The sequence below is a fragment of the Marinomonas foliarum genome (assembly GCF_003337275.1).
Taxonomy (GTDB): Bacteria; Pseudomonadota; Gammaproteobacteria; order Pseudomonadales; family Marinomonadaceae; genus Marinomonas; species Marinomonas foliarum.
Map to the genome: position 1 here is coordinate 45,109 of NZ_QPJQ01000014.1, position 25,612 is coordinate 70,720.

18 protein-coding genes are annotated in these 25,612 nt (G+C 42.5%); 14 read left to right on the top strand and 4 right to left on the bottom strand.

The window, feature by feature from the left end:
- Positions 1-47 precede the first annotated feature (47 nt).
- Positions 48-1,172, top strand: coding sequence for a beta-ketoacyl-ACP synthase III (locus DFP77_RS09210; RefSeq protein ID WP_114411999.1), 1,125 nt, complete (start codon positions 48-50; stop codon positions 1,170-1,172).
- A gap of 115 nt (positions 1,173-1,287) precedes the next feature.
- Complete coding sequence (pgm, locus tag DFP77_RS09215) at positions 1,288-2,931, top strand: phosphoglucomutase (alpha-D-glucose-1,6-bisphosphate-dependent) (RefSeq protein WP_114412000.1); 1,644 nt, start codon at positions 1,288-1,290, stop codon at positions 2,929-2,931.
- 79 nt (positions 2,932-3,010) lie between these two features.
- On the opposite strand, the gene DFP77_RS09220 is transcribed toward pgm, so the two are convergent.
- From DFP77_RS09220 to DFP77_RS09230, 3 genes are all read right to left on the bottom strand, one after another.
- The gene (locus tag DFP77_RS09220) at positions 3,011-3,739 is read right to left on the bottom strand and encodes a spermidine synthase (protein ID WP_114412001.1); all 729 of its coding nucleotides are present in this window, start codon (positions 3,737-3,739) and stop codon (positions 3,011-3,013) included.
- Between the two features lie 69 nt (positions 3,740-3,808).
- On the bottom strand, positions 3,809-6,883 hold the full coding sequence (gene ydiJ / locus DFP77_RS09225) for a D-2-hydroxyglutarate dehydrogenase YdiJ (protein ID WP_114412002.1): 3,075 nt from the start codon (positions 6,881-6,883) through the stop codon (positions 3,809-3,811).
- Positions 6,884-7,572: 689 nt separating this feature from the next.
- On the bottom strand, positions 7,573-8,445 hold the full coding sequence (locus tag DFP77_RS09230) for an aldo/keto reductase family oxidoreductase (protein ID WP_114412003.1): 873 nt from the start codon (positions 8,443-8,445) through the stop codon (positions 7,573-7,575).
- 117 nt (positions 8,446-8,562) lie between these two features.
- Here DFP77_RS09230 and DFP77_RS09235 point away from each other — a divergent pair, with 117 nt between their 5' ends.
- The 11 genes from DFP77_RS09235 to DFP77_RS09285 all read left to right on the top strand — a co-directional run bounded on the left by DFP77_RS09235 (position 8,563) and on the right by DFP77_RS09285 (position 23,133).
- Entirely contained in the window at positions 8,563-9,456 is an 894-nt protein-coding gene (locus DFP77_RS09235) for a LysR substrate-binding domain-containing protein (protein WP_205114672.1), read from the top strand.
- Between the two features lie 232 nt (positions 9,457-9,688).
- On the top strand, positions 9,689-10,648 hold the full coding sequence (locus DFP77_RS09240; protein WP_374058257.1) for a 1-aminocyclopropane-1-carboxylate deaminase/D-cysteine desulfhydrase: 960 nt from the start codon (positions 9,689-9,691) through the stop codon (positions 10,646-10,648).
- A 132-nt stretch (positions 10,649-10,780) separates the two neighbouring features.
- Complete coding sequence (locus tag DFP77_RS09245) at positions 10,781-11,662, top strand: NAD(+) kinase (protein WP_114412005.1); 882 nt, start codon at positions 10,781-10,783, stop codon at positions 11,660-11,662.
- Positions 11,663-11,719: 57 nt separating this feature from the next.
- Positions 11,720-12,589: a rhomboid family intramembrane serine protease gene (locus DFP77_RS09250; RefSeq protein WP_114412006.1), complete on the top strand. Its 870-nt coding sequence runs from the start codon at positions 11,720-11,722 to the stop codon at positions 12,587-12,589.
- Between the two features lie 67 nt (positions 12,590-12,656).
- Positions 12,657-12,938, top strand: coding sequence for a YeaC family protein (locus DFP77_RS09255; RefSeq protein WP_114412007.1), 282 nt, complete (start codon positions 12,657-12,659; stop codon positions 12,936-12,938).
- Positions 12,938-13,762 carry a DUF2797 domain-containing protein gene (locus tag DFP77_RS09260; RefSeq protein ID WP_114412008.1) on the top strand — a complete coding sequence of 275 codons (825 nt, stop codon included), beginning with the start codon at positions 12,938-12,940 and terminating at the stop codon, positions 13,760-13,762. The genes DFP77_RS09255 and DFP77_RS09260 overlap by 1 nt, the downstream gene beginning before the upstream one ends.
- A gap of 13 nt (positions 13,763-13,775) precedes the next feature.
- The gene (gene pepN, locus DFP77_RS09265) at positions 13,776-16,409 is read left to right on the top strand and encodes an aminopeptidase N (RefSeq protein ID WP_114412009.1); all 2,634 of its coding nucleotides are present in this window, start codon (positions 13,776-13,778) and stop codon (positions 16,407-16,409) included.
- A 180-nt stretch (positions 16,410-16,589) separates the two neighbouring features.
- Entirely contained in the window at positions 16,590-18,125 is a 1,536-nt protein-coding gene (locus DFP77_RS09270; protein ID WP_114412010.1) for a coiled-coil domain-containing protein, read from the top strand.
- Positions 18,126-18,286: 161 nt separating this feature from the next.
- Positions 18,287-22,024 (top strand): methionine synthase, encoded by a 3,738-nt coding sequence (metH, locus tag DFP77_RS09275; protein ID WP_114412011.1) that lies wholly within the window; start codon positions 18,287-18,289, stop codon positions 22,022-22,024.
- A gap of 66 nt (positions 22,025-22,090) precedes the next feature.
- Positions 22,091-22,699 carry a cob(I)yrinic acid a,c-diamide adenosyltransferase gene (gene cobO / locus DFP77_RS09280; RefSeq protein ID WP_114412012.1) on the top strand — a complete coding sequence of 203 codons (609 nt, stop codon included), beginning with the start codon at positions 22,091-22,093 and terminating at the stop codon, positions 22,697-22,699.
- An 80-nt stretch (positions 22,700-22,779) separates the two neighbouring features.
- Entirely contained in the window at positions 22,780-23,133 is a 354-nt protein-coding gene (locus DFP77_RS09285) for a RidA family protein (RefSeq protein WP_114412013.1), read from the top strand.
- 46 nt (positions 23,134-23,179) lie between these two features.
- Here the strand turns inward: DFP77_RS09285 and DFP77_RS09290 are convergent, their stop codons facing one another.
- Positions 23,180-23,674, bottom strand: a complete 495-nt coding sequence (locus tag DFP77_RS09290; protein WP_114412014.1) for a cyclic nucleotide-binding domain-containing protein — start codon at positions 23,672-23,674, stop codon at positions 23,180-23,182.
- Between the two features lie 297 nt (positions 23,675-23,971).
- Between DFP77_RS09290 and DFP77_RS09295 the strand changes: the two genes are divergently transcribed.
- The gene (locus DFP77_RS09295; protein ID WP_114412015.1) at positions 23,972-25,558 is read left to right on the top strand and encodes an ABC-F family ATPase; all 1,587 of its coding nucleotides are present in this window, start codon (positions 23,972-23,974) and stop codon (positions 25,556-25,558) included.
- The last annotated feature ends 54 nt before the right edge of the window (positions 25,559-25,612 follow it).

Genomic DNA, 25,612 nt, shown 5'->3' on the forward strand with positions numbered 1-25,612 from the left:
TAGGCTTAATAATCACTTATAGTAAAAATAATAAAAAGGTAAATTCCATGAATTCTTCAGTTGTCATTAGCGGAGTTGGTCTATGGACTCCGGCACACAGCATCAGCAATGAAGAGCTAGTAGAGAGCTACAACGCTTGGGCTGAGCAATTTAATGCCAAAAACTCAGCTTCTATTGAAAAAGGTGAAGTAGAAGCAAAACCTCTTTCAAGTGCTGCTTTTATTGAAAAAGCATCTGGTATCAAAAGTCGTTATATCTATTCAAAAGAGGGCGCGTTAGACATTAACCGTATGCGTCCTGTGCTAGAAGTTCGAACTGACGAGCAAATTTCTCATCAAGCAGAAATGGCGATCGCAGCGGCTAAAAGAGCATTAAAAGCAGCCAATAAAAAAGCCAGTGATATCGATATGGTGATAGTTTCCTGTGCTTATACTCAGCGCTCTTATCCTGCTATTGCAATTGAAGTGCAAGGCGCATTAGGCATCGAAGGCTTTGGTTTCGATATGCTGGTTGCTTGTTCTGCGGCGACTTTTGGCTTGCAGCGAGCCGTTGATGCCATAAAAGCAGGCTCGTCTAAAGGCGTTTTGGTGATCAACCCAGAATTAACGTCTCCCCAAGTAAATTACATGGATCGAGATTCTCACTTTATATTTGGTGATGTCGCAACGGCCATAGTCGTTGAAAGCAGCGAGACATGTCAGTCTGCTCATTCGTTCGATGTTCTAAGTACTAAGTGCATTACGTCCTATTCAAACAATATTCGCTCGAACTTTGGCTATACGACTCGTGTAACAGATGAGGATCCTTACTCTGCGGATATGCTTTTCCATCAAAATGGCCGCAAAGTTTTCAAAGAAGTTTGTCCCATGGCTGCTGAGCATATTGAGAATCACTTGAAGAGCCAAGGCATTCAGGTATCGGAGTTAAAACGTTGGTGGTTACATCAAGCTAATATCAATATGAATTTGTTAATTAGTAAGCGCTTGTTGGGACGTGACGCCACGCTTGAAGAAGCGCCTGTTGTTCTTGATGAATACGCTAATACGGCTTCTGCAGGTTCTATTATTGCTTTTGCCAAATACCATGAGGATTTGGCAGTAGGCGATATTGGTGTGATTTGTTCCTTTGGTGCTGGTTACTCGATAGGCAGTTTGATCCTTCGTAAACGTTAATTGCTTATTCTTTTATCATGCTTGAATAAGTTGCTCAGTTAAGTCATTGAAACAGATCTGATTATAAGGGAGACTAATCATATTGGTTTCAATGACTTAATAGGGCATTTAAAATATGGCAATTCATCCTCAAGCAGGGCAGCTTGCTTCTCATGATATTCTTGTAAACCTACCAGAGCTGATGTCAGCTTATTACTTAAAAAAGCCTCGTGTTACAACACATCCAGATGAGCGTGTTAGCTTTGGTACCTCTGGTCATCGTGGCAGTGCTTTATTAAGCAGTTTTAATGAAGATCATATTTTAGCTATTGCTCAGGCTATTGCGGAATACCGTTTATCTCAAAATGTGTCCGGCCCATTGTATTTGGGGAAGGATACACACGCTTTGTCTGAAGCGGCTTTTCAAACAACAGTGAGCGTGCTCACTGCTAATGGTGTTGGGGTTCGCACTCAGTTAAATGGTGGTTATACACCAACCCCCGTTATTTCTCATGCAGTGTTAACCCACAATAAAGCAGAGGCTGATGTTAGTGATGGTATTGTGATTACGCCTTCCCACAACCCACCAGAAGACGGCGGCATTAAATACAATTCAAGTAAAGGCGGTCCAGCAGACAAAGACATTACCGACTGGGTAGCGAAAAGAGCGAATGCGTTACTTGAAGCTAACCTTGAAGGTGTAAAACGTTTATCTCCAGATGAAGTGGATGCCAGTGGTTTAATCGAACCGTTTGATTTCATTAATCATTACGTTAATGACCTTGAAAATGTCATTGATATGAAGGCTATCGCGGATAAAAAAATTCGTATTGGCGTGGACCCGATGGGTGGCTCAGGCATTCATTATTGGGAACCTATTGCAAAAAAATACGGTTTAGATATTACCGTCGTTAATGAAGAAGTAGATCCTACTTTCCGCTTTGTGCCGCGTGATAAAGATGGCCGTATTCGTATGGATTGTTCATCACCTTATTCCATGCAGGGATTATTAAAACTCAAAGACGATTTTGATATCGCGGTAGGCAATGATCCAGATTATGACCGACACGGCATTGTTTGTGCGGGCTTTGGATTGATGAACCCAAATGCGTATTTAGCAGTGGCAATTGAGTATCTATCTCAACATAGAACTCAGTGGCCACAAGATATTCAATTTGGTAAAACCCTTGTTTCTAGTGGCATGATAGACCGCGTGGTGACTGGATTAGGCCGACAACTTTGTGAAGTGCCAGTTGGTTTTAAATGGTACGTAGAAGGTTTGTACGAAGGCACAATGGCATTTGGTGGAGAAGAGAGCGCAGGCGCCTCTTTCCTTCGCAAAGATGCAAGCGTTTGGTCGACAGATAAAGACGGTTTTATCATGGCGCTGCTAGCGGCCGAGATTTTAGCCGTGACAGGTAAAGATCCACAGAGTCACTATGACGCACAAGTGGCTAAATATGGTAAGCCTTATTACAAGCGTATTGATGTTGCCGCAACATCAGCTCAAAAAGCCTTGTTGGGCGCTTTGGATACCAAAGATGTCACGCAAACGGAATTAGCAGGCGAAGCGATTACTTCAGTCTTAACCAATGCACCAGGTAATGGCGCTGCAATTGGCGGCCTAAAAGTGTCAACAGAAAATGGCTGGTTTGCTGCACGACCATCGGGCACAGAAAACGTTTATAAAATTTACTTAGAAAGCTTTATATCAGAAGCGCATCTTGCTGAGCTTGAAAGTGAGGCGAAAGCCTTGGTGGACAGTGTGCTAGGAAGCTAGTAAAGCAATTTGATCTTTTAAAAAAACGCCGCTTATTGTTAATAAATAAGCGGCGTTTATTTTCGTAAAGTACGTTTTACTAAATATCTGATAATCTAGACAGCCATTTTCCTAACTGAAAACCCATTTTATCGCTGAGCTTTTGCGCGGCGGCTTTTAGTTCTTTGGCATTATTGTTGTTCATTCTTTTGCCTGCGATGATCACCCAGTTACCACTTCCCGTATCTAAGGCTCTAACATCGTTAAAGTGCTGTTTAATCACCGCGGTGAGGTCATGGTTATTCTTTTGATCAATCCAGCAGTTTAAGGCTAACCAACCATCTTCCTTAATGTTTTTGGCGCAGTTTTCAATGAAGCTTGTCTGGAGGACGGCGCGATCCATTCCCTCGGTGTTATAAAGGTCCGTCATTAATAAGTCGACTTTCTTAGGTAAACCTTCTTCCATGTAATCAATGCCATTGGCGACTTCTAAACTAATGCGTTTGCCTCTGGGTAATTTGAAATACATTTCCGCCGCGTCCATCACCTCTTGTCGTAGTTCTACAGCAGTTATATGAATGGCTGGTACCGTATGGTGAAGTGCATTAAGCAAGGTGCCACCGCCAAGCCCTAAAATACACACTCGTTTTGGTTCACAAAACAATAAGGGCAGCATCATGGCTTGCGTATATTCGTGCTGCAAAATATGGGGCGTAGAAAGGCGAATACGACTTTGCTCATCGCCATCGGCAAAAGACAGGATGCGGTATTGGCCATCATCAAATATGCGAATAGGACCAAGTTCATCGGCGCTGTCATGTATTAACATAGTGTTCCTTGATAAAAATAGATAAGGCTCGGAGACCGAGCCTTATGGAAAAATCTTTAGTATTTTAAATTACTCGACTTTTGCTTCTCGAAGATGTTTCAAGATAGCTTGTACTGGGTGAGGGATAGCAACATCATCAAAACGCTTTGCTTGGCTACGACAAGAGTAGCCAGTTGCCACTAGTTTTCCGAGCAGCCCTGGATCAGTTACTTTTTCTTTCCACGACAAATCATAAATGGTTTTCGAGGTTTCTTTATTGGCGGTTTCATGGCCATAGGTCCCCGCCATGCCACAGCAGCCGACGTTTTCGATTTTTAATTCAAGCCCTAAAATACTATAGACTTTTTGCCAGTCTTGAAGAGATGCTGCGGCATTGGTTTTTTCAGTGCAGTGAGTCATTAAATGGTAAGTGGAGCTATCGCACATTAAAGGTTGTTTAATTAGGTGTGCGCTTTTCTTCATTAGCCATTCTTGCATCAATTGAATGTTAGGGATTTGTCGAGTATCGCTAAAGGCTTTGCTGTATTCCGCTCGATAAGTCAGCGTCATGGAAGGATCAATCCCGATAAAAGGCAATCCATAGAAAGCCAAGCTTTGTAGCATATCTAAGTTCTTACGCGCCGTGCGGTTAAATGCTTTCATGAAGCCGTGTACATGCAATGGTTTGCCATTAGGCATATAAGGGGCAAGGTAAGCTTGAAACCCCAATCGACTCAACGTCTCCATCGTATCCAGAACTAATTCTGTTTCAAAATAACTAGTGAAAGCATCTTGTACGACAATAACGGCGCGAGATCTGTCTTTTGGGCTCAAGGCTTCAATCGCCAATGGCGTGGCCAAACGAATACCACGGCGTGACATTTCTTTTTTTAGATTGAGCTTGCTCAGTTTTGGATTGTCGGCCAAACCTATGTATTTGCTACTGAAGTGATTCACCCAACTACGGCTTACCAACCAATTGTATGGCTGCGGAAATATCGCCATGGTTGGCATCATAAATTCTAGCGAGCCAATAAGGTAATCCTTAGTAGGTCGCAAATAGCGACTGTAGTAAAGCTCTAAGAATTTCGCTCTAAAATCTGGAACATCAACTTTTATTGGGCACTGTCCGACACATGATTTACAGGCCAAGCAGCCCATCATGGATTCATGAACTTCATTCGAGAAGTCATATTCCCCACGACGTTTTGCTAGGGTGTTTTTTAGTCTTGGTAAGAAGTTGAAAAAGACATTGCTGTGTTTAGCGTCTTTGCTTGCTTTTACGGTATCCACGCCTTGTTGGCTCATGCCACGAAGCCATTCACGCATTAAAGAAGCACGACCTTTTGGCGAGTGGCGACGATCTCGGGTGCCTTTCCAAGAAGGGCACATGGCATCATTTGGATCGAAGTTGTAACAGGCTCCATTACCATTACAGTACATGCCTTCTTGAAATTGATCACGGTTCTGAAGCGGAATCTGACGGTCAAATTGACCTCGTAATGGAACCGCATCTATCTTTAATAAATCTACACCGAGTTCAAATGGTGTGGCGATTTTGCCAGGGTTTAATTGGTTTCTTGGGTCGAATGCAGCTTTCACTTGCTGGATACTGGGATAGAGCTCACCGAAGAAGGCTGGAGAATACTCCGAACGAACGCCTTTGCCATGTTCACCCCATAATAAACCCTTGTATTTCTGGGTGAGCGCAACTACTTTGTCGGTGATTTCGCGGATCATGGGCTCTTGGGATTCATCTTTAAGATCAAGCGCAGGCCGAACATGCAGAACACCGGCATCCACATGACCAAACATGCCATATTGCACCTTGTAGCTGTCTAGAACTGCACGAAATTCCATAATGAAATCGGCAAGGTTTTCAGGAGGAACGGCGGTGTCTTCAACAAATGGAATAGGGCGTCTTTCTCCCTTAGCGTTCCCAAGCAGACCAACCGACTTTTTACGCATTGCCCAGAGCTTGTTAACGTTTTCATGCCCCATGGCAATAGTGTAACCAAGAGCGCTACTACCGCCTTGTTCAACTAAGGCGTCAAGTTTGCCAGTAAGCACTTTGATTTTGTTGGCAACGTCTTGTTCATCATTGCCAGTGTATTCGACTAGATTAATCCCTTGGATATTTTCTCCCGCTTCTTCTGGGAAAAATTCAGCAACAGAATTCCAAACGATATCGCCTTTTGCAAGACCGAGTACTTTCGAGTCGACGGTTTCGATAGAGGTTGGCTTGGCAGTGAGCAGCTCACGTGCATGACGAAGCGAACCCTCAAAGCTGTCATAGCGAATATTGACCAGAGCCGCATAAGTCGGAATAGTCAAAAGATTTACTTTGGCTTCGACGATAAAACCTAATGTGCCTTCTGATCCGCAAAGCACCGAGTTCATATTTAATTGTCCGTCTTCGGTGCGAATATGAGCCAAGTCGTAGCCAGTTAAACAGCGGTTAAGTTCAGGGAAGGTGTCTTTGATCTCTTGAGCTTTGCTTTTTTGAATGCTATCGACAACACGGTGCGCATGAGCGGAATAGTCACTACCACTTTGTATGTCGGCCAGTGTTTTATCATCAATGGGGGCTGATTCTAGTAGATGTCCGTCTAACAGCACGGTTTTCAATTCAAGAACATGATCGCGTGTTTTCCCATACATTACCGAACCTTGTCCGCTGGCGTCGGTGTTGATCATACCGCCAATAGTCGCTCGGTTGCTGGTCGATAACTCTGGTGCAAAGAATAAGCCGTGAGGTTTAATCGCTTTATTAAGTTGATCTTTTACTACGCCAGCTTCGACACGAGCCCAACCTTCCTCAGCGTTTATTTCCAGAATTCGATTCATGTACTTGGATAAATCAATCACCAAACCATCGGTTAACGACTGGCCGTTAGTACCAGTACCTCCGCCTCGCGGGCTTAACACTACATCGTTATATTTTTCTTGGTTGCATAACTGCACCAATAACTGAATGTCTTGGATGTTCTTAGGAAAGATAACCCCTTGAGGTAAGACTTGGTAAATGGAGTTATCAGTTGAAAGAACCACACGGTTGGCATAATCAGGATTGGTGTCTCCTGAGAATCCTGAAGCTTTCAGGCGTTCGATGAAAGAAAGGTATTTGGCCTGAATGGGCGAGACTTCAGAAAGCTTTGGAATCATGTTTCATCTCCACAATTGATGAGTGTGCAGATTTTAACAAACAACTGAGTTCTAAAGGGATATTTTTATGGTTCTTCGTCGTCTCTAAAGATATCTTCTATGCATTAGCAAAACCAACTTGAGGGCTTTCATCTAGCTAAAATACCTACACTGTAATTGGGGACAGAGTAAAACTAAATAGACTCCCTAGCTAATCCCTCTTCATGCTACCCTTTTTTATCTTAAAGTATGTGAGAAAGGAGTCTCCATGCCACGCCGTGCGGTTGGCGTAAAAATAGGGGTTATGGCTGATTGTAGAAATTTAATTTTACTCTGACCCGAATTATTCCCTGGCTATGCGGGGATATCGTCCAGAGAGCATTTAATAGGTGTCCTGTCCACACTGTCCATATACACTTCCTGCTTTAAATCCAGCCGATTTCAGAATAACTTTCCTGAAACTGGCTGTTTGTTTGTTCATTTCTTACGATTATTTTCAGAAAAAATCAGCTCGAAAATAAATACTGGTTAATAATCAATCTGTTTTCCGCTCAAATTATGTGGCTGCTTCTCCAAACGTGTCGAATAATTGTAATTAATAATTGGGGGCAGGTCTTTTTTTGCCTTTTAGTATTGAGCCTGAGCATAAAACTACCCATCTAGAGATAGTTGGGTAGTTTTAATTCACCTACAGGCTTAACGCTTATATTTTAGATATTAACGGCAATGTTATTTAATTTGGCAATGGCCTCACTCGGTAAAATCAACTCTGCTGCGGCTAAGTTTTGTTGTAGATGTTTAGTTGAAGATGTTCCTGGTATTAATAGAATATTAGCTGAACGCTGAAGCAACCAAGCCAAAGCGACTTGCATTACTGTCGCGTTTAGCGATATCGCAACTTCTTCTAAAATGGATGATTGTAGTGGTGTGAAGCCGCCAAGTGGAAAGAAAGGTGTATAGGCAATGCCTTCTTTTGCAAGCAGATCAATAAGTGCATCGTCTCTTCTGTGCACTAGATTGTACTGGTTCTGCACGCAAACAATTGGTGCGATACTGCGTGCTTCTTCAATTTGATTTGCAGTAACATTACTGACACCTAAGTGATTTATCAGACCTTCTTTTTGTAACTCGGCAAGTACGGAAAATGGTTCTGCAATAGAGCCTTCGGCTGGGCCATGAGCATCAAACATAGCTCGCAGATTGACTACCTCGATTTGTTCTATGCCAAGGTTGGTTAGATTATCATGTACGGCTTGAATAAGTTCAGGCTTTGAAAAAGCGGGCAACCAATCGCCTTTCTCATTGCGAAGAGTACCAACCTTAGTCACCAATGCTAGTTCTTTAGTATAAGGGTGTAATGCCTCACGAATGATTTGGTTCGTTATGTGTGGGCCGTAAAAATCGGAGGTGTCGATATGGTTAATGCCACTTTCTATTGCGGCTTGAAGGACTGCAATGGCTTCTTTTTTATCTTTAGGTAGACCAAAAGCGCCGGAGCCAGCCAACTGCATAGCACCGTAACCCATTCGGTTGATTGTTTTATTACCGAGCTTGAATGTACCAGCTTGTTGAATGTTAACCATGATGATTTTCCTATGTGAGATGTTGGTTAGGTGGTCTATTCTAAGTTGCATCACTTTGTGCGACAATCCTATTTAATCAGAACGTATTGTGCGAGATTTAGAACAATGAAAGCATCTATGAATGACATTTCGGCATTTGTTGCTGTTGCTAGAGCTGGTGGTTTTCGTGAGGCCGCAAGAGTAGAAAATATAAGCGCTTCACGTTTAAGTGATGCCATACGACGCTTAGAAAGGGAGTTGGGAGTACGATTGTTTCATCGTAATACTCGCAGTGTTGTCCTTACGGAAGTCGGTTTGGTTTTGTTAGAACGTATGAATCCTGTTATGAATGAATTTGATTCAGCGTTAGATATGGTCAATCTATATCGTGATAAACCCTCGGGTAAACTTCGTCTTAACGTACCTGTTAGTGCCGTAAAATTAATATTGCCAGCTATTGTCCCTGAATTTTTGGAGGCCTATCCTGATATTGAACTTGAAGTGACGGCGGAGAGCGATGCTATCAATATTATTGATGCAGGTTTCGATGCTGGTATTCGTTATGACGAGCGACTAGAACAGGATATGATTGCTGTGCCTATAGGGCCACGTCAACAACGATATGCATTAGCCGCAGCGCCTAAATTATTAGATAGGTTAGGTCGACCAGCTCACCCTCGTGACCTATTGAATTATCCTTGTTTAACGGGTCGGTTTCGATCAGGGTTAGCCAACACTTGGGGATTTGAGAAAGATAATGAAGTTATAGAGATCAAAGTTTCAGGTCCTTTAGTGGTTAATATAGGTAGCGTTCTAGATCTTGCTGTTGATGCAGCTGTTGCTGGCACGGGTGTTGTTTATTTGTTTGAAGAATGGCTACAGCCTTATTTTGACTCAGGGCAACTTGAACCTATTCTTGATAATTGGTGGTTGTCTTTTAGCGGGCCGTATTTGTATTATTCTGGTCGAAGATTGGTGCCAACTCCCTTGCGAACATTTATTGATTTTGTAAAAAGTAGGGATATAAATTAATAATGCGTCTGCATACTCACCCTTCAAAGGCTGCGAACGTATTTACAGAAAAGCCAAACTAGGGCTCGGATAATTATCCGCACGGGTGAATGTAAAGGCGTAAAAATAGTGACAATGGCTGATCGAGATTTAATTTTACTTTGTCCCCAATCAATTCTAGTTGAAAAAGTAAGTGATAACGGGTTTAAAGCTCATGTTAATATGAAAAGCATGTGCATTTTTTCAAATGAGTATGCTTGTGTCTTGCATTCAGTCAATCGTCCTTCCACCAGCCTTTCTTTATTCGTCTGGTGCTCAGCCTTCAGATATTCAATACGAGTTAGACATCTACCGCGGTGACCTCGAGCATCCTAATGCGCCAGGAAATAAATGGCATAAACTGCAACATCACCTAAAAGCCGCAGAACAACAAAACGCTTCTGTCATCGCTACGTTTGGTGGGCCATTTTCAAATCATCTTCATGCCTTTGGCGCTACGCTCAAAGATTTGCAGTTTAGAGCGGTTGCTGTCGTAAGGGGGGAGCTTCAGCCTACACTCACTCCGACTCTAAAAGATTTGGTGTCTGCTGGTGTTGAGTTATGGCCTTCATCAAGATCGGATTATCGTCTTGGAATGGATGCACAAGTCGTCAGCAAAATAAACCAGCTCTACAGTAATGTTTACTGGATTCCAGAAGGTGGCGGTGGTGAGCTTGGCGCCATGGGTTGTCGTGATTGGGCGGATAATATTAGTGCCATCGATGATGCTTATGATGCGTGGGTGGTATCGTCTGGTACAGGCACAACCGCAGCGGGTTTGTTGGCAAATGCCAATACGCCAGATTTACATGTGTTTAGCGCATTAAAAGGTGAGCCTGCTCAGCGGGGTTTGATTTTAGATTTATCCGATGGATTGACTCTAAAACCAATAACTAAAGAGTGGCTTGATGCCAAGTTATTCTTTCATTCAGACTGTCATGAAGGTGGGTATGCCAAACAAAGTCCAGTTCTAAAGTCCTTCATATCAGAATTTGCCCGTGCAAACCCCAATCATCCACTTGATCCTGTTTATACCTGTAAAAGTATGTTTGCTGTTTTGAATGCCATGAAAGAAGGTTCATGGCCATATCGTCGTACATTATTTATTCATACTGGTGGTTTGCAAGGTTGGCGAGGGTTTTCAAAAGATACTAATCCCTTTACGTACTCTTAACGAGATGGCGATAGTCGACGTCTTCATGTTAAAGTTGCCCAACTTATGTAAAACCCACATGAAAATAAAAACCGTTATACATACTTTAGTGGGTTGATTTGTTGACATCGATAGACGGGAAGAGAATGACACATGAGTCTTTTTAGACGTGTTGGTATTATTGCTCGATTAGATAAACCTCAGATTCTTGATACGGTTAAGAAACTGATGGAGTATCTACAAGAAAAAGACATCGCTCCGGTACTTGAAGACCAATTGGCGACCATGATGCCTGGTGTGAAAGTCGCTTCATCGGCGCTAAAAGAATTAGGTGATCATTGTGACATGGTCATGGTAGTGGGAGGTGACGGAAGTTTCCTTGGTGCTGCTAGAGCAATCTGTAATTACGACATTCCTGTATTAGGTATCAACCGAGGTACGTTGGGGTTTTTAACCGACATCTCGCCACACAATCTTCAAGAAGAATTAGACCCTATTTTTCGTGGCGAATACCATGAAGAAAAGCGCTTTATGATTGAAGCGAAAATCAAGCGTCAGAATCGTCCTAGCGGCGAAGGTATTGCGCTCAATGATTTGGTTCTTCACCCTGGCAAATCTGCTCGAATGATTCGTTTTGACTTATTCATAGACGATCAATTTGTCATGAATCAAAAATCTGATGGTTTAATTGTTGCCACACCCACAGGATCAACCGCTTATGCGCTGTCTGCTGGTGGTCCAATTATGCTGCCAAAATTAGATGCTTTGGTTCTAGTGCCCATGCACCCACATACGTTAAGTAACAGACCTATTGTGATTGATGCCAATGCCAATATACGCATTGTTGTATGCGAATCGAATCTAACGTATCCAAGTGTGAGCTGTGACGGCCAGCTTAATATTACCGCGGCACCAGGGGATGAGATCCACATATCTAAAAAAACGGGTGGAATTCGACTAATACACCCTAAGAATCATGATTTTTACAATGTATGTCGTGACAAGCTAGGTTGGCAATCCAGTTATCGCGCTTAATATATTGGGTTCTGGTTAAATTTTATTATTTTGTAAACAAATCCTTTTAGAGGCTGCATGTATTTTGTTTATCAGTTCAAAGAAACAGAAGACCCTAAAGGGTTAACCGAAGCTTTGTGGCATCATAAAGTGGCACATCAAATTCTGTTCAAAGATGGCCATAATGAGTTGTGGGTATTGGATCCAAGCCACTTGCCAACCGTTGAGCAGCTTATGACTACTTGGAAGGGTGATCCTGCTTTGTTGCTGCAAGCTCAACCCGCTACGGTGACCAGAATAGCCACTAAAGGTGGAATACTTTCTCAGCTCAAACTCTCGCCAGTGACAACAATCTTATTACTGTTAACCTTATTAGTAGCGGTAATTACTCAACTTGGTGGCGACATCAAAACAGTCGGTTACTTTTCTATTAGTCCATTCGAGATTAGAAATGGTCATATTTATTTTTATGATTTATCTGAAGTGTTATCTAAAGGTGAGTATTGGCGTATTTTCACTCCTACATTATTGCATTTCAGCGTGCTACACATTGTTTTTAATACACTGTGGATTTGGGAAGTTGGCAGTAAATTAGAGCGTATTTTAGGGTCGATTATTTGGAGTGTTGGGGTTGTCATTATTGCGGTATTAAGTAACGTCTTACAGTACGAAATAAGCGGTTACCCATTATTTGGCGGCTTGTCTGGTGTTGTTTACGGCTTAATTGGCTTTGCTTGGCTTTTACCTATTTTAAACAAGCGCTGGCCAATCATTATCAGCAAGCAGCTAATGCTGTTTTTTATAATTTGGTTAGGGGTAGGTTATACACCTTTCCCAGAAATGATAGGGCTTGGCAGTATTGCCAATACGGCTCATACCATCGGTTTGTTGTCAGGGTTAGTGCTTGGTGTTGTTTATTGGCTTACGACCAAACACCGTCATAAATAGTTCAATCAGTTTAAATTTTATCTTTTAATTATAGGCTTGGCCTGCTTCAAAGCAGGGAGATACAAAAATGAATTTTAAAGAAATGATCGACAATATGTCGCCTGAAGTATATGTCAAACTGAAGCAAGCGGTAGAGCTTGGTAAGTGGCCGAACGGTGTAAGATTGACACCAGAACAAACAGAATTATGTCTACAAGCTGTTATTACTTATGACTACAGCAATAAAGAAGAAAAAGATCGTGTTGGCTACATCGACACCACAGGTCATAAAAACGTTGGCAAAAAAGACCCAACGAAAGAGCAAGACACCATTAAATGGGTTGGCGATGGTCCTGAGGGACAAGCTTGATGTTGCAGGGTAACCTTAAAAAAATGTCGACGGAGGTTCGTGATGGCCAAGTGTATTATCATCTGAACCTAGGAAGTGATCGTGTACTGGTTAACGATTTGTTAGGTAAAAAAGTTTCTTTGCATCTTGATGGAACGATTCATTGTGTAAATTGTGGCAAGGTGACCAAAAAATCGTTCAGCCAAGGCTTTTGCTTTAATTGCTTTAGAAAGTTGGCCGCTTGTGACACTTGTATCATGAGTCCAGAAAAGTGCCACTTTCATCTAGGTACTTGCCGAGAACCTGAATGGGCTGAGCAGTATTGCATGCAAAGTCATTATGTATATTTGGCCAATTCATCGGCGTTAAAAGTCGGTATTACTCGTGGTGATCAATTACCCACGCGTTGGATAGACCAGGGGGCCACTCAGGCTAGAGCTTTATTTAGAGTACAAAACCGACGAATGTCTGGTTTAGTCGAAACCTTATTTAAAACACAAGTGGCGGATAAAACCAATTGGCGCAACATGCTCAAAGGGTCGTCTATCCAAATGGATCTTGAGCAAGAGCAAGAGCGTTTAATAGATCGACTTTATGAAGGCCTAGACTCCTTGCAACATGAGTTTGGGTTGCAGTCCATCACCGATTTATCCGATGAAAATGAAACTCATGAATTTACCTACCCAGTTTTAGAATACCCAACCAAAATAACCAGCCTTAACGCAGAAAAAACGCCGCACATTGAAGGCACTTTGATGGGCATAAAAGGCCAGTACTGGATGCTAGACACGGGCGTGATTAATATTCGTAAATACACCGGTTATCAAGCGACATTGACATTCTAGGAGATAAGAACAAATGAAAGAGAGTCAGCCATCAGCGATTTATTTAAAAGACTATAAAGTTCCTCCTTTTCTTATTGATAAAACAGAGCTTACATTTGATCTAGACGAAGCGACAACCATTGTCACTTCACGCCTACATATGCGTCGCAACCCTGCATTTGGCAAATCGACAGCGCCTTTGGTTTTGGATGGCGGTGAAGACGTTAAGTTGATTGGTGTTGCCATGGACGACTATGCCTTGCCGCCAGAAGAGTACCGCATCAGTGAAGACAAACTGATCATTACTGCCACGGCAGATCAGTTTATTTTGACTTGTGAAACCTTGATTGAGCCACAAAACAACACACGCCTTGAAGGCCTGTATCGTTCGTCTTCTATGTTTTGTACTCAATGTGAGGCCGAAGGTTTTCGTCATATTACCTATTACCTAGATCGTCCTGATGTCATGTCAGTGTTTACCACGACCATTATTGCTGACGAATCTCGTTACCCTGTAATGTTGTCTAACGGTAATGAAGTTGAACGCGGTAAAACGGATGAAGGTAAGACAGTCGTTGTATGGCACGACCCATTCCCTAAACCTGCTTATCTTTTTGCTTTAGTTGCGGGTGATCTTGCGGTAAAAAATGACGTATTTACCACGCAAAGTAAGCGCGATATTAAACTGCAAATCTTCACCGAGTCTCACAATATCGACAAAGTCGATTATGCGATGGAAGCACTAAAACGCTCTATGCGTTGGGATGAAGAAACCTATGGACGTGAATACGATTTAGATATTTTCATGATCGTTGCCGTCGATGATTTCAATATGGGTGCCATGGAAAACAAAGGGTTGAATATTTTTAATTCATCTTGTTTGTTGGCTAGCCCGGAAACCACAACGGACGATACATATTTACGTGTCGAAGCAATTGTTGCGCACGAATATTTCCATAACTGGTCTGGTAACCGTGTTACTTGTCGAGATTGGTTTCAGCTAAGTTTAAAAGAAGGCTTTACTGTTTTCCGTGATCAGACTTTTTCCGCTGATATGCATTCAGAAACCGTAAAACGTGTAGAAGATGTTTCTTTTCTGAAAACCGCTCAATTCGCTGAAGATGCTGGCCCAATGGCACATCCTGTGCGTCCGGCTTCTTTTATTGAGATATCCAACTTTTACACGCTGACTGTCTATGAAAAGGGATCTGAAATTGTTCGCATGATTCATACCTTGTTAGGCGCAGAGAAATTTCGTGCAGGTTCTGATTTGTATTTCGATCGCCACGATGGTCAGGCGGTGACTTGTGATGACTTTGTTGCTGCTATGCAAGATGCTTCTGGTTTTGATCTTTCTCAATTCAAACGTTGGTACTCTCAAGCGGGTACGCCGATTGTTACAGTGACAGACAGTTTTGATGAAGCAACGGGCACGTATCGTCTAGCGATGAAGCAAGATACGCCAGCCACTCCAGGTCAGCCAACAAAATTACCACTGCACATTCCTGTGCGCGTTGGTTTACTTGACGAGCAGGGTACTGTCGTATCCTCTGAGGTAAACGGTGTTGTGGCAGAAGATCACGTTCTGCACCTGACATCCAGTGAGCAAGAATTTGAGTTTAGCGGTTTGACTTCTAAGCCTGTACCATCTTTGCTACGAGGCTTTTCGGCTCCAGTTAAATTACGTTATGACTATTCTTCGAAAGACCTATTGTTACTGCTGTCTTCCGATTCGGATGGTTTTAATCGTTGGAGCGCCTCTCAACAATTGGCAGTTAATGAGCTGACCACGCTGATTAATCAGGCAATTGAAGGGAAAGAATTATCAATAGATTCTCAGTTAGTTAATGGTTTTAAAAGTTTATTAGCTGATGAAACGCTAGACCCAGCTATGGTTGCTTTAATTCTTGCTTTGCCGAGCCAGGCGTATTTGTCTGAGCTAGCGAATCCAATTCACCCAGCGGCAATCAAGCAAGCACGCCAATATTTAAAAGCTCAGTTGGCTCATGCGTTGTCAACGGATTTTGAACGAGTGTATCGTGAACATAAAATCCACGGTGATTACCAAGCGACAGCGAAAGATATAGCGCATCGTTCGATTAAGAATATTGCTTTATCTTACTGGGTTGAGACAGATAATGAGCTTGCTCAGCAAGAGGTGGTAACGCAGTTCCAAGCAGCAAATAACATGACTGATCAATTTTCTGCGCTGTCTATTGCTGTGAACTCACAGCACAAGCAAGCAGAAGAGCTATTGTCTGCATTCTATGAGCAGTGGAAAGCGGAACCATTGGTAGTGAATAAATGGCTGATGTTAAGTGCTAGCCAAGATCAAGAAAATGCTTTGGAAACAGTACAAGGACTAATGGAGCATCCAGCTTTCGATCTGAAAAATCCAAATAAAGTGCGCTCTGTTTTAGGGGGCTTTGGTCAAAGTGTTGCGGGTTTCCATAATGCTGACGGCAGCGGTTATCGCTTTTTGGCGGATCAGATTATTGTGCTAAATAAACGTAATCCACAAATTGCTTCTAGGCTCTGTACGCCATTAACTCGCTGGAAAAAAATGCAGCCTGAGCTAAGTGCAAAAATGAAAGCAGAATTAGAGCGCATTTTAGCGGAAGATTTGTCAAAAGATGTTTATGAAGTAATTTCTAAAAGTCTTGCTTAATAGCTAACAGTACTTGTAGGTGTTAACTAAAGCCCTTGCGGAATTTTCCTCAAGGGCTTTTTTGTTGTTTCTTTGATATGGTTTAAATAGCTGTCTTTACTACTTCTTTGCATTCTATACTTAATTCTGGCATAAGAGTGGTAACCTATTGTCGACCTTGAGTTTATTAAGGAGCGAAAAATGAAAAGCAATACAACAAAGATTATTCCAATTGCTTTAGGATTATTACTATCTGCCTGTAGTACAACTTCTAGCCAGCAATCTACATCTTCTACGGAAAGTAATGCCGCTGAGCTAACATCTGCTGCAACAGTAAAACCACCTAGCAATGATTCAAATGCTGAACTTATTCAAAGTCTCCAGACTCAACTAGACAATAATAAAGCACAGCTTTCTAAGCTTAACCAATCTCTTGATGAAAAAGACAGGCTAATTGCTTCTTTACAAAAAACAGCACCAAATGCTGAAACCCTCGCAACGCTAGAGAAGCAAAAACAATCCCGAGCAGAACTCGAGTCTCAATATTCAGCTTTAAAATTGGATAATGAGTTATTGCGCCGTCGTATTAGCCAGCTTGAAAATGAAAATGTATCGCTAAAGCAGCAAGTCGCCAGCCTTGAAGCGATGCCATTATCACAAGAGGGATTTAAACAAAGCTACCTTGAATTATTAGGTGAGCATACGGAGTTGCAGGAAAAATACTCGAATCTTCAAACAGATAACAAAGCGTATCAAAAGCAGTTATCTGACCTTAAACAAGAAAACATAATTTTAGCAGGGGAATTATCAGATGCCCGAGCTCGACATCAAGCGCTATCCGATAGAGTTCGTTCTTTAAATGATAACCCGGAACTACCGGATTCCACGGCACAAATTCTTGTACCTATGGATGAAAACGCCATATATGAGCGTAACAATGCTCAATGGCGCGCCGAGCTAATTAGCCTTCGAAACCAGGTCGCAGAACAAAAAGCACTTATTGAAGAATACAAAAATGATATTGTTAACTTAGAAGCAGCATTAGACGAGGGCGCTGCTTATGAGCAGCGCTGGAGAGCTTTAAATGCGAAGTTGTCTCAAGCTCAGCAAAATAATGCCACGCTGGCTGCTCAGTTAGAAGCAACTGAAAAGTCACTGAGTACAACTGAATCTGAGCTTAGTACCGTTTCAGCTCGACTTGCCAGTACTAAACAAGCACTTCAGATTAATGAGAACAGTGGTATTTCCGTTACTGCAACTATCGAAGCATTGCAGTCGCAATTGAGTTCGAGTTTGCGTAATGTACGTTGGCAACTACCTGATGAAATGGCGTTACATAATAACTTTGAAATTTTAGTTTCTGCTGATGCTCAGCCATCTTTATCTGGCCAAACGTATCAAGCAGAGCTTGTTGTAGACAGTGACATTCAGATAATTAGCGATCGAGTTGCAAGTTCCATAGTGCAAAATGGTCGGTTGCAGTGGCGCTGGCGTGTAGCAGGATTAAATGAAAAACCAGACGCACAGCTAAATTTGTTTGTAAGACAGCAAATTAATTTCCAAGATCAAATTATTCAGAGACAGATTTATCGTGGCAACGAAACCTTATCTTTAATCAATACCAACTTGTTTGATAAATACGGTTATTGGGGTGTGGCAATTTTACTTGGTCTGATCGGTGGCTTCTTGATCGGGCGAATTAATAAGTCGAAAAGCAACCAAGAATTGAACTCTTAATATCACTAAGGCTTTCTTAAAAAAGCGAAGTTGACCTTGATTGGTTGGCTTCGCTTTTTTTCTTTCCTCGAATCATTCAACTCCGCATTACTTTTTTTCAACGCGACAAGCTCAACTTTTCGGTATAGTACCATTGCATATTATTTTTTGAGGTGGTGAGCGTGGTAAAGTCCGATTCGTATTCTATTATTGAGAAACGACTAGCTGAAAACGTATTGATTCTAGATGGCGCCATGGGCACCATGATTCAGGGATATAAATTAGAAGAACAAGACTATCGCGGCGAGCGCTTTGAAGATTGGGAAAGTGACTTAAAAGGCAATAATGACCTTCTTTCATTGACTCAGCCAAAGATCATTAAAGACATTTACTCCAGCTATCTTGCAGCTGGCGCGGACATCATTGAAACTAATACTTTCAATGCCAATTACATCTCCATGCTGGATTACCACATGGAAGATCTTAGCTACGAACTAAATTTTGAATCCGCTCGATTAGCTCGTGAAGCCGCTGACGAATTTACCAAGCAAAATCCAAGTAAACCTCGCTTTGTTGCTGGAGCTGTTGGTCCGACTAGTCGTACTTGTACCATTTCTCCTGATGTTAACGATCCAGGTTTCCGTAATATACATTTTGATGAGTTAGTTGACGCTTATACAACGGCCGTTGATGGATTAATCAAAGGTGGCGTAGATCTTCTGCTAATCGAAACTATCTTCGATACTTTGAACGCAAAAGCCGCTATTTATGCAGTTTTAGATTATTTCGAAAAAACGGGTGTTCGTTATCCGATAATGATTTCCGGCACTATTACCGATGCCTCAGGGCGTACTTTATCCGGTCAAACCACGGAGGCTTTCTGGAACTCTATTTCTCACGCTAAACCTATTTCTGTTGGTTTAAACTGTGCGCTAGGGCCAAAAGAGCTACGCCAATACGTAGAAGAGCTTTCGCGTATTGCCGACACTCACGTATCTGCTCACCCAAATGCAGGCCTACCTAATGCCTTTGGCGAATATGACGAATCGCCAGAGGAGATGCTTGAAGAGATTCAAGGTTGGGTTGATTCAGGATTTTTGAACATAATTGGTGGTTGTTGTGGTACAGCCCCTGAACACATTAAGACTTTCGCAACGGCCTTTGCAGAAGCAACACCACGGGTCATTCCAGAAATTGACAAAGCCTGTCGCTTATCAGGCCTCGAGCCATTTAACATCGATGGCGATAGCCTGTTTGTTAACGTCGGTGAAAGAACCAACGTGACCGGCTCGGCCATGTTTAAACGTCTTATCAAAGAAGGTGATTTTGACACCGCTTTGGATGTCGCTCGTCAGCAAGTGGAAAACGGTGCGCAGATAATCGACATCAACATGGATGAAGGCATGTTGGATTCGCAAGCTGCAATGGAGCGCTTTCTTAAGCTCATCGCGTCTGAACCGGATATTTCTCGTGTGCCTATCATGCTGGATTCTTCGAAGTGGGAAATCCTTGAAGCGGGTTTGAAATGGATTCAAGGTAAAGGCGTCGTTAACTCTATCAGTATGAAAGAGGGCGAAGATAAATTCCGCGAACAAGCGCGTAAGCTAATGAAATACGGCGCTGCGGTTATCGTCATGGCCTTTGACGAAGTCGGCCAAGCGGACACTCGTGCTCGTAAAATAGAGATATGCCGTCGTTCATACCATATTTTGGTGGATGAAGTTGGCTTTCCACCTGAAGACATTATTTTCGATCCAAACATCTTCGCTATCGCTACAGGTATTGAAGAACATAACCGATACGCTTTGGACTTTATCGAAGCAACAGGCGATATTACTCGCGAATTGCCTTATGCCAAGGTGTCAGGCGGTGTTTCAAACGTCTCTTTCTCGTTCCGTGGTAACAATCCAGTACGTGAAGCCATTCACGCGGTTTTCTTATATCACGCGATTAAACAAGGCATGACAATGGGTATCGTTAACGCAGGGCAACTTGCCTTGTATGAAGATATCCCAACAAAATTGCGTAATGCAGTTGAGGATGCTGTGCTTAACCGTACGCCCGATGCCACAGACAACTTGTTAGCAATCGCTGGTGAGTTTGCAGGAAACGGCGAAGTCGCAGAAAAAGAAACGCAAGAATGGCGTGGTTTACCCGTTTCTGAGCGCTTAAGTCATGCGTTGGTTAAAGGCATAACCGAATTTATAGATGATGACACTGAAGAAGCTCGTTTAGCCTTTGCTCGTCCGTTAGAAGTCATTGAAGGTCCATTGATGGATGGTATGAGCATAGTTGGTGACTTATTCGGTTCCGGTAAGATGTTCTTGCCTCAAGTAGTGAAATCAGCGCGAGTAATGAAAAAAGCCGTAGCCTACTTGATGCCTTTCATTGAAGAAGAAAAGCGTCTCAATATGGATACGGCTTCATCCAGCAACGGCAAAATCGTTATGGCGACGGTGAAAGGCGACGTACATGATATTGGTAAAAACATCGTTGGTGTTGTATTGCAGTGCAACAACTTCGAAGTGATCGATCTTGGTGTCATGGTGTCGGCGGAGAAAATCCTGCGCACAGCAAAAGAAGAGGGCGCAGACATGATCGGCTTGTCTGGCTTGATCACGCCATCGTTGGATGAAATGGTGCATGTTGCCAAAGAAATGGAGCGCCAAGGCTTCGATTTGCCCGTCATGATTGGTGGTGCGACGACATCAAAAGCCCATACCGCAGTAAAAATTGAACAAAACTATAAACGCAACCAAGTCGTTCATGTGACTAATGCGTCTCGTAGTGTTGGTGTGGCCAGCGCCTTACTCAGTAAAGATAAAGTGCGTTATCAGAACTTTGTCGACGAAATCAAAGCGGATTACGAGAAAACACGTATTCGTTATAAAGATCGTGCTAAAGCGGGTCGCCGTGTTTCTTTGGATAAAGCGCGCCAGAATAAAGGCCCAATCGCATTTGATGGCAGCAATGTTGTTCAGCCGAACAAACTTGGCATCACCGTATTAACGGAAAGCGATATCGACCTAAACCTAGTTAAAGACTACATAGATTGGACACCTTTTTTCCAAACATGGGAACTTGCAGGTGCTTATCCTCGCATTCTTACTGACGACGTGGTCGGTGTTGAAGCCACCCGCGTGTTCCAGGATGCCTTAGTCATGCTGGATGAAGTGATTGCGAGTAAATCGTTGCAAGCAAGAGCGGTTGTTGGCTTATTCCCTGCTAACCAAGCAAACCATGATGATATTGAGATCTATGCAGATGAATCACGCAACGAAGTGATCGAGCGCTTGTCTTTCCTGCGTATTCAAAACGAACTGACGGCCCCAGGTAAATACAACCATAGCTTAGCCGATTTTGTTGCACCAAAAGAAAGTGGCGTCGCAGATTATATCGGAGCCTTTGCTTGTGCGGCAGGCTTTGGTATCGATCCTTTGGTAGCGAAATACGAAGCGGATCATGATGATTACAATTCCATTATGATTAAGGCGGTTGCCGACCGTTTAGCTGAAGCGACGGCTGAGTATTTACACGAAAAAGTTCGTAAAGAGTATTGGGGCTACGCTGAAGCAGAAGAATTAACAAATGAACAATTGATCAAGGAAAAATACCAAGGTATTCGCCCAGCACCTGGTTATCCAGCTTGCCCAGACCACACTGAAAAAGCCAAGCTTTGGACGTTGTTAGATGTAAAAGAAAAAATTGACATGGAAATCACGGAAAGCTTTGCCATGCTTCCAACCGCCGCAGTAAGTGGTTGGTATTTTGCTCACCCTGATGCGACGTATTTCGGTGTTGGTAAAATTGGCCCTGACCAAGTGGATAACTATGCAGAACGTAAAGGTATGAGCAAAGACGATGCGGAGCGTTGGCTAGCGCCTAACCTTGGTTACGACCCAGAAGACGATAGAATTTAATTCACCTTGTGAAAGCCTTATTTGCTCGAGCAAATAAGGCTTTTATTTTCAGCACCAAGAGGCGTTATGTCAAAAGCAATCAAAGATCCAGAAAAACATCAGCAGCGTATGCAAAATATCAAAAAGCATGTTGATCAGCGTATTGCTAAGGCCCAAGAAGATAAAGGCACTTTTGTTCTTTTGACGGGAAATGGAAAGGGCAAATCTAGTTCGGCATTGGGAATGGTTGCCCGTGCACTTGGGCATGATATGAAGGTCGGAGTGGTTCAATTTTTGAAGGGAGAATGGAACACTGGCGAGATTGATTTCTTCAAACAACAAGCAAATGTACGATGGGAAATTATGCCTTCGGGCTTTACTTGGGAAACACAAAATAGGGAAGCAGATATTGTCTCTTCGGAAGAGGCATGGGCAAGTGCTGTGAGCATGCTCAATGACACTACCGTTGAGTTGGTCGTGCTAGATGAGCTGACTTATCTATTGCACTATGAATACCTTAACGAAGATGATGTGTTAAAAGCCTTAATGTGTCGCCCTGAAAACCAACATCTTGTTGTGACTGGTCGTGGCGCTTCTGATGCCTTGATTGAGCTTGCTGACACAGTGAGTGAGATAAAAGAACTTAAGCACGCCTTTAAACGGGGTATCAAAGCGCAAAAAGGTCTGGAATTTTAGGGGCTTCTACCTTTATAGTGGGGCACATAAAATTATAAACATAAAAGCGTATATTCTTTCTTAACGAAATAGAGGTATTTATGGCAACAATTGAGCGCATGGAAGTAGGTCAACGCATGAGCCGGATCGTTAAACATAACGAGACTGTGTATTTATGCGGCCAAGTGGGTGCGGATGCAAATACGGATATCACTGAGCAAACTAAAACCATGCTAGAGAAAGTTGACGTCTTATTAGAGCAGGCCGGTTCAGACAGATCTTATATCTTATCAGCAACAATTTATCTTCGAGATATGAAAGATTTTACAGAAATGAACGCTGTTTGGGATTCATGGATTCCAAAAGACCACGCACCAGCTCGAGCTTGTGTTGAGGCGAGACTAGCAAGAGCTGAATTGTTAGTAGAGATCTCGGTTGTCGCAGCCATCAAATAAAGATAATTACGATTATTAACCGACAGTGCGACCAAGCTTTAGTCGGTTAATTTCTTTTCACAAGCACATCATGCTCAACCAAAGCATTACTTAGTACTCGTATGGTTCTTGCCATATCCCGCGATAAGTTCATTAGCAAAATACCAAAATCAAACGGATATTGGTCATGGAAGTCACTAAATAACTGACTTGAAATTTCCAACAATAAAGAATCTTCTAAAGCATATAGACTGCCCACACGCTCATGCAGAGCAATCATGGACACGAAGCCAATCGCTTCACCAAAACAAATGGTCCTAGTTCGTAACTTCTTATCATCATGCTGTTTATAAAAATCTAACCTACCATGTAAGACAGCATGAAAACTTCCACCTTGGCTGCCATAAGAAAAAATCTCATCGCCTTTTGTTACTTTGTGCAAAACACCTTCGTCTAGTAAAAATTGGATAGAGGGGTTTGATAGAGCACCAAAAATTGAGCCCTCTTTTAAGTGTTCTGGCGATACATCATACTGTGAATCTACTGCTAAGACGGTTTCCATATCTCTCTCCGTCAGTGGTTATAAATATATCATCGGCCATGAATTGAATTTCTAAATAGCCAACTTATACATTAGTTTTAGCATTACCTAGCCATAAGGTTAGTGTCATTTTGTATTCTGTTTGTGGGTTATTGACTCTATATGTAACAGTTAGTTCGCGCTTTTTTTAACAATAAGCACTTTCTTCCTTAAAGAGTCACTTCATTCTGTGCGATAATGCGCCGCATAATCTTTGCTCTTATGATGACAAACAAATAAAAGCAAAAACACTTACCTCATGATAAACGGAAGAATGCTTTGTTAACGACGGCTAATATCACCATGCAATTTGGTGCAAAACCTCTTTTTGAAAATGTCTCTGTCAAGTTTGGAGAAGGAAAGCGCTACGGTCTAATCGGTGCCAATGGATGCGGTAAATCCACCTTCATGAAAATTCTAGGCGGTGACCTAGAGCCAAGCGGAGGAAATGTATCTAAAGACCCAAATGAGCGTCTGGGTAAATTGAAGCAGGATCAGTTCGCCTACGAAGAATACTCCGTTATTGATACTGTCATTATGGGCCACACAGAGCTTTGGGCAATTAAGTCTGAAAAAGATGCTATCTACGCAAACCCGGAAATGACAGAAGCTGATGGTTTGCGCGCTGGCGATCTTGAAGCTGAATTTGCTGAAATGGACGGTTATACGGCCGATGCCCGTGCTGGAGAGCTTCTATTAGGCGTGGGAATTCCTACAGAACAGCATTATGGTCTGATGAGCGAAGTCGCTCCTGGTTTAAAGTTACGTGTTTTACTTGCTCAGGCTTTGTTCTCTGATCCAGAAATCCTATTACTAGACGAACCAACCAATAACTTGGATATCAATACTATCCGCTGGTTGGAAGGTGTTTTGGTCGAACGTAACTGTACCATGATAATCATTTCCCATGACCGTCACTTCTTAAACTCTGTGTGTACTAACATGGCAGATTTGGATTACGGTGAATTGCGTTTATTCTCTGGTAACTACGATGAATACATGACGGCGGCGACTCAAGCGCGCGAACGTCTGTTATCTGACAATGCTAAGAAGAAAGCACAAATTAACGAATTGAAATCATTCGTTAGTCGATTCTCTGCCAACGCCTCTAAGTCAAAGCAAGCGACTTCACGAGCTAAACAGATTGATAAGATTCAACTAGAAGAAGTAAAACCTTCTAGTCGTCAGAATCCATTTATTCGTTTTGAGCAAGAGAAAAAATTACACCGTATGGCAGTGCAAATTGAAAACGTTGCCAAGTCATACGACGAAGAGCTATTTAGTGGCTTGAACATGATGGTGGAAGTCGGTGAGCGTATTGCAGTTATCGGTCCGAACGGTATCGGTAAAACAACCTTGCTAAAATGTTTGGTTGGTGACACAGATCTAACCAGAGGTGATGTTAAATGGTCCGAAAATGCGAATATTGGTTACTACGCTCAGGATCATGCTCATGAATTTGAAAAAGACGTCGATCTAATTGAATGGATGGGTCAATGGGGACAAGAAGGGGATGACGAGCAAGTTATTCGTGGCACTCTAGGTCGTTTACTTTTCTCTCAAAACGACATTAAGAAATCTGTGAAGGTACTTTCTGGTGGTGAACAAGGTCGCATGCTATTTGGTAAGTTGATGCTGCAAAAACCTAACGTTCTGGTTATGGACGAGCCGACTAACCACATGGATATGGAATCTATCGAGTCTTTGAACTTGGCGCTTGAAAACTATCCAGGCACTTTGATTTTTGTCAGTCATGACCGAGAATTCGTTTCATCCTTGGCGACTCGTATCGTAGAAGTAACGGAATCTGGTATCGTCGATTTCCATGGAACATACGACGAATACTTAGCGAAACAAGAAGTGTAAGCATTCGACTAACCAAGTATGGTGTGTAAAAAAGGAAGGTCAAGCGCCTTCCTT

Excerpts from the sequence above, each read along its gene's own strand:
- DFP77_RS09210 (WP_114411999.1), top strand. The coding sequence starts at position 48 with ATGAATTCTTCAGTTGTCATTAGCGGAGTTGGTCTATGGACTCCGGCA.
- pgm (WP_114412000.1), top strand. The coding sequence starts at position 1,288 with ATGGCAATTCATCCTCAAGCAGGGCAGCTTGCTTCTCATGATATTCTT.
- DFP77_RS09220 (WP_114412001.1), bottom strand. The coding sequence starts at position 3,739 with ATGTTAATACATGACAGCGCCGATGAACTTGGTCCTATTCGCATATTT.
- ydiJ (WP_114412002.1), bottom strand. The coding sequence starts at position 6,883 with ATGATTCCAAAGCTTTCTGAAGTCTCGCCCATTCAGGCCAAATACCTT.
- DFP77_RS09230 (WP_114412003.1), bottom strand. The coding sequence starts at position 8,445 with ATGGTTAACATTCAACAAGCTGGTACATTCAAGCTCGGTAATAAAACA.
- DFP77_RS09235 (WP_205114672.1), top strand. The coding sequence starts at position 8,563 with ATGAATGACATTTCGGCATTTGTTGCTGTTGCTAGAGCTGGTGGTTTT.
- DFP77_RS09240 (WP_374058257.1), top strand. The coding sequence starts at position 9,689 with ATGCTTGTGTCTTGCATTCAGTCAATCGTCCTTCCACCAGCCTTTCTT.
- DFP77_RS09245 (WP_114412005.1), top strand. The coding sequence starts at position 10,781 with ATGAGTCTTTTTAGACGTGTTGGTATTATTGCTCGATTAGATAAACCT.
- DFP77_RS09250 (WP_114412006.1), top strand. The coding sequence starts at position 11,720 with ATGTATTTTGTTTATCAGTTCAAAGAAACAGAAGACCCTAAAGGGTTA.
- DFP77_RS09255 (WP_114412007.1), top strand. The coding sequence starts at position 12,657 with ATGAATTTTAAAGAAATGATCGACAATATGTCGCCTGAAGTATATGTC.
- DFP77_RS09260 (WP_114412008.1), top strand. The coding sequence starts at position 12,938 with ATGTTGCAGGGTAACCTTAAAAAAATGTCGACGGAGGTTCGTGATGGC.
- pepN (WP_114412009.1), top strand. The coding sequence starts at position 13,776 with ATGAAAGAGAGTCAGCCATCAGCGATTTATTTAAAAGACTATAAAGTT.
- DFP77_RS09270 (WP_114412010.1), top strand. The coding sequence starts at position 16,590 with ATGAAAAGCAATACAACAAAGATTATTCCAATTGCTTTAGGATTATTA.
- cobO (WP_114412012.1), top strand. The coding sequence starts at position 22,091 with ATGTCAAAAGCAATCAAAGATCCAGAAAAACATCAGCAGCGTATGCAA.
- DFP77_RS09285 (WP_114412013.1), top strand. The coding sequence starts at position 22,780 with ATGGCAACAATTGAGCGCATGGAAGTAGGTCAACGCATGAGCCGGATC.
- DFP77_RS09290 (WP_114412014.1), bottom strand. The coding sequence starts at position 23,674 with ATGGAAACCGTCTTAGCAGTAGATTCACAGTATGATGTATCGCCAGAA.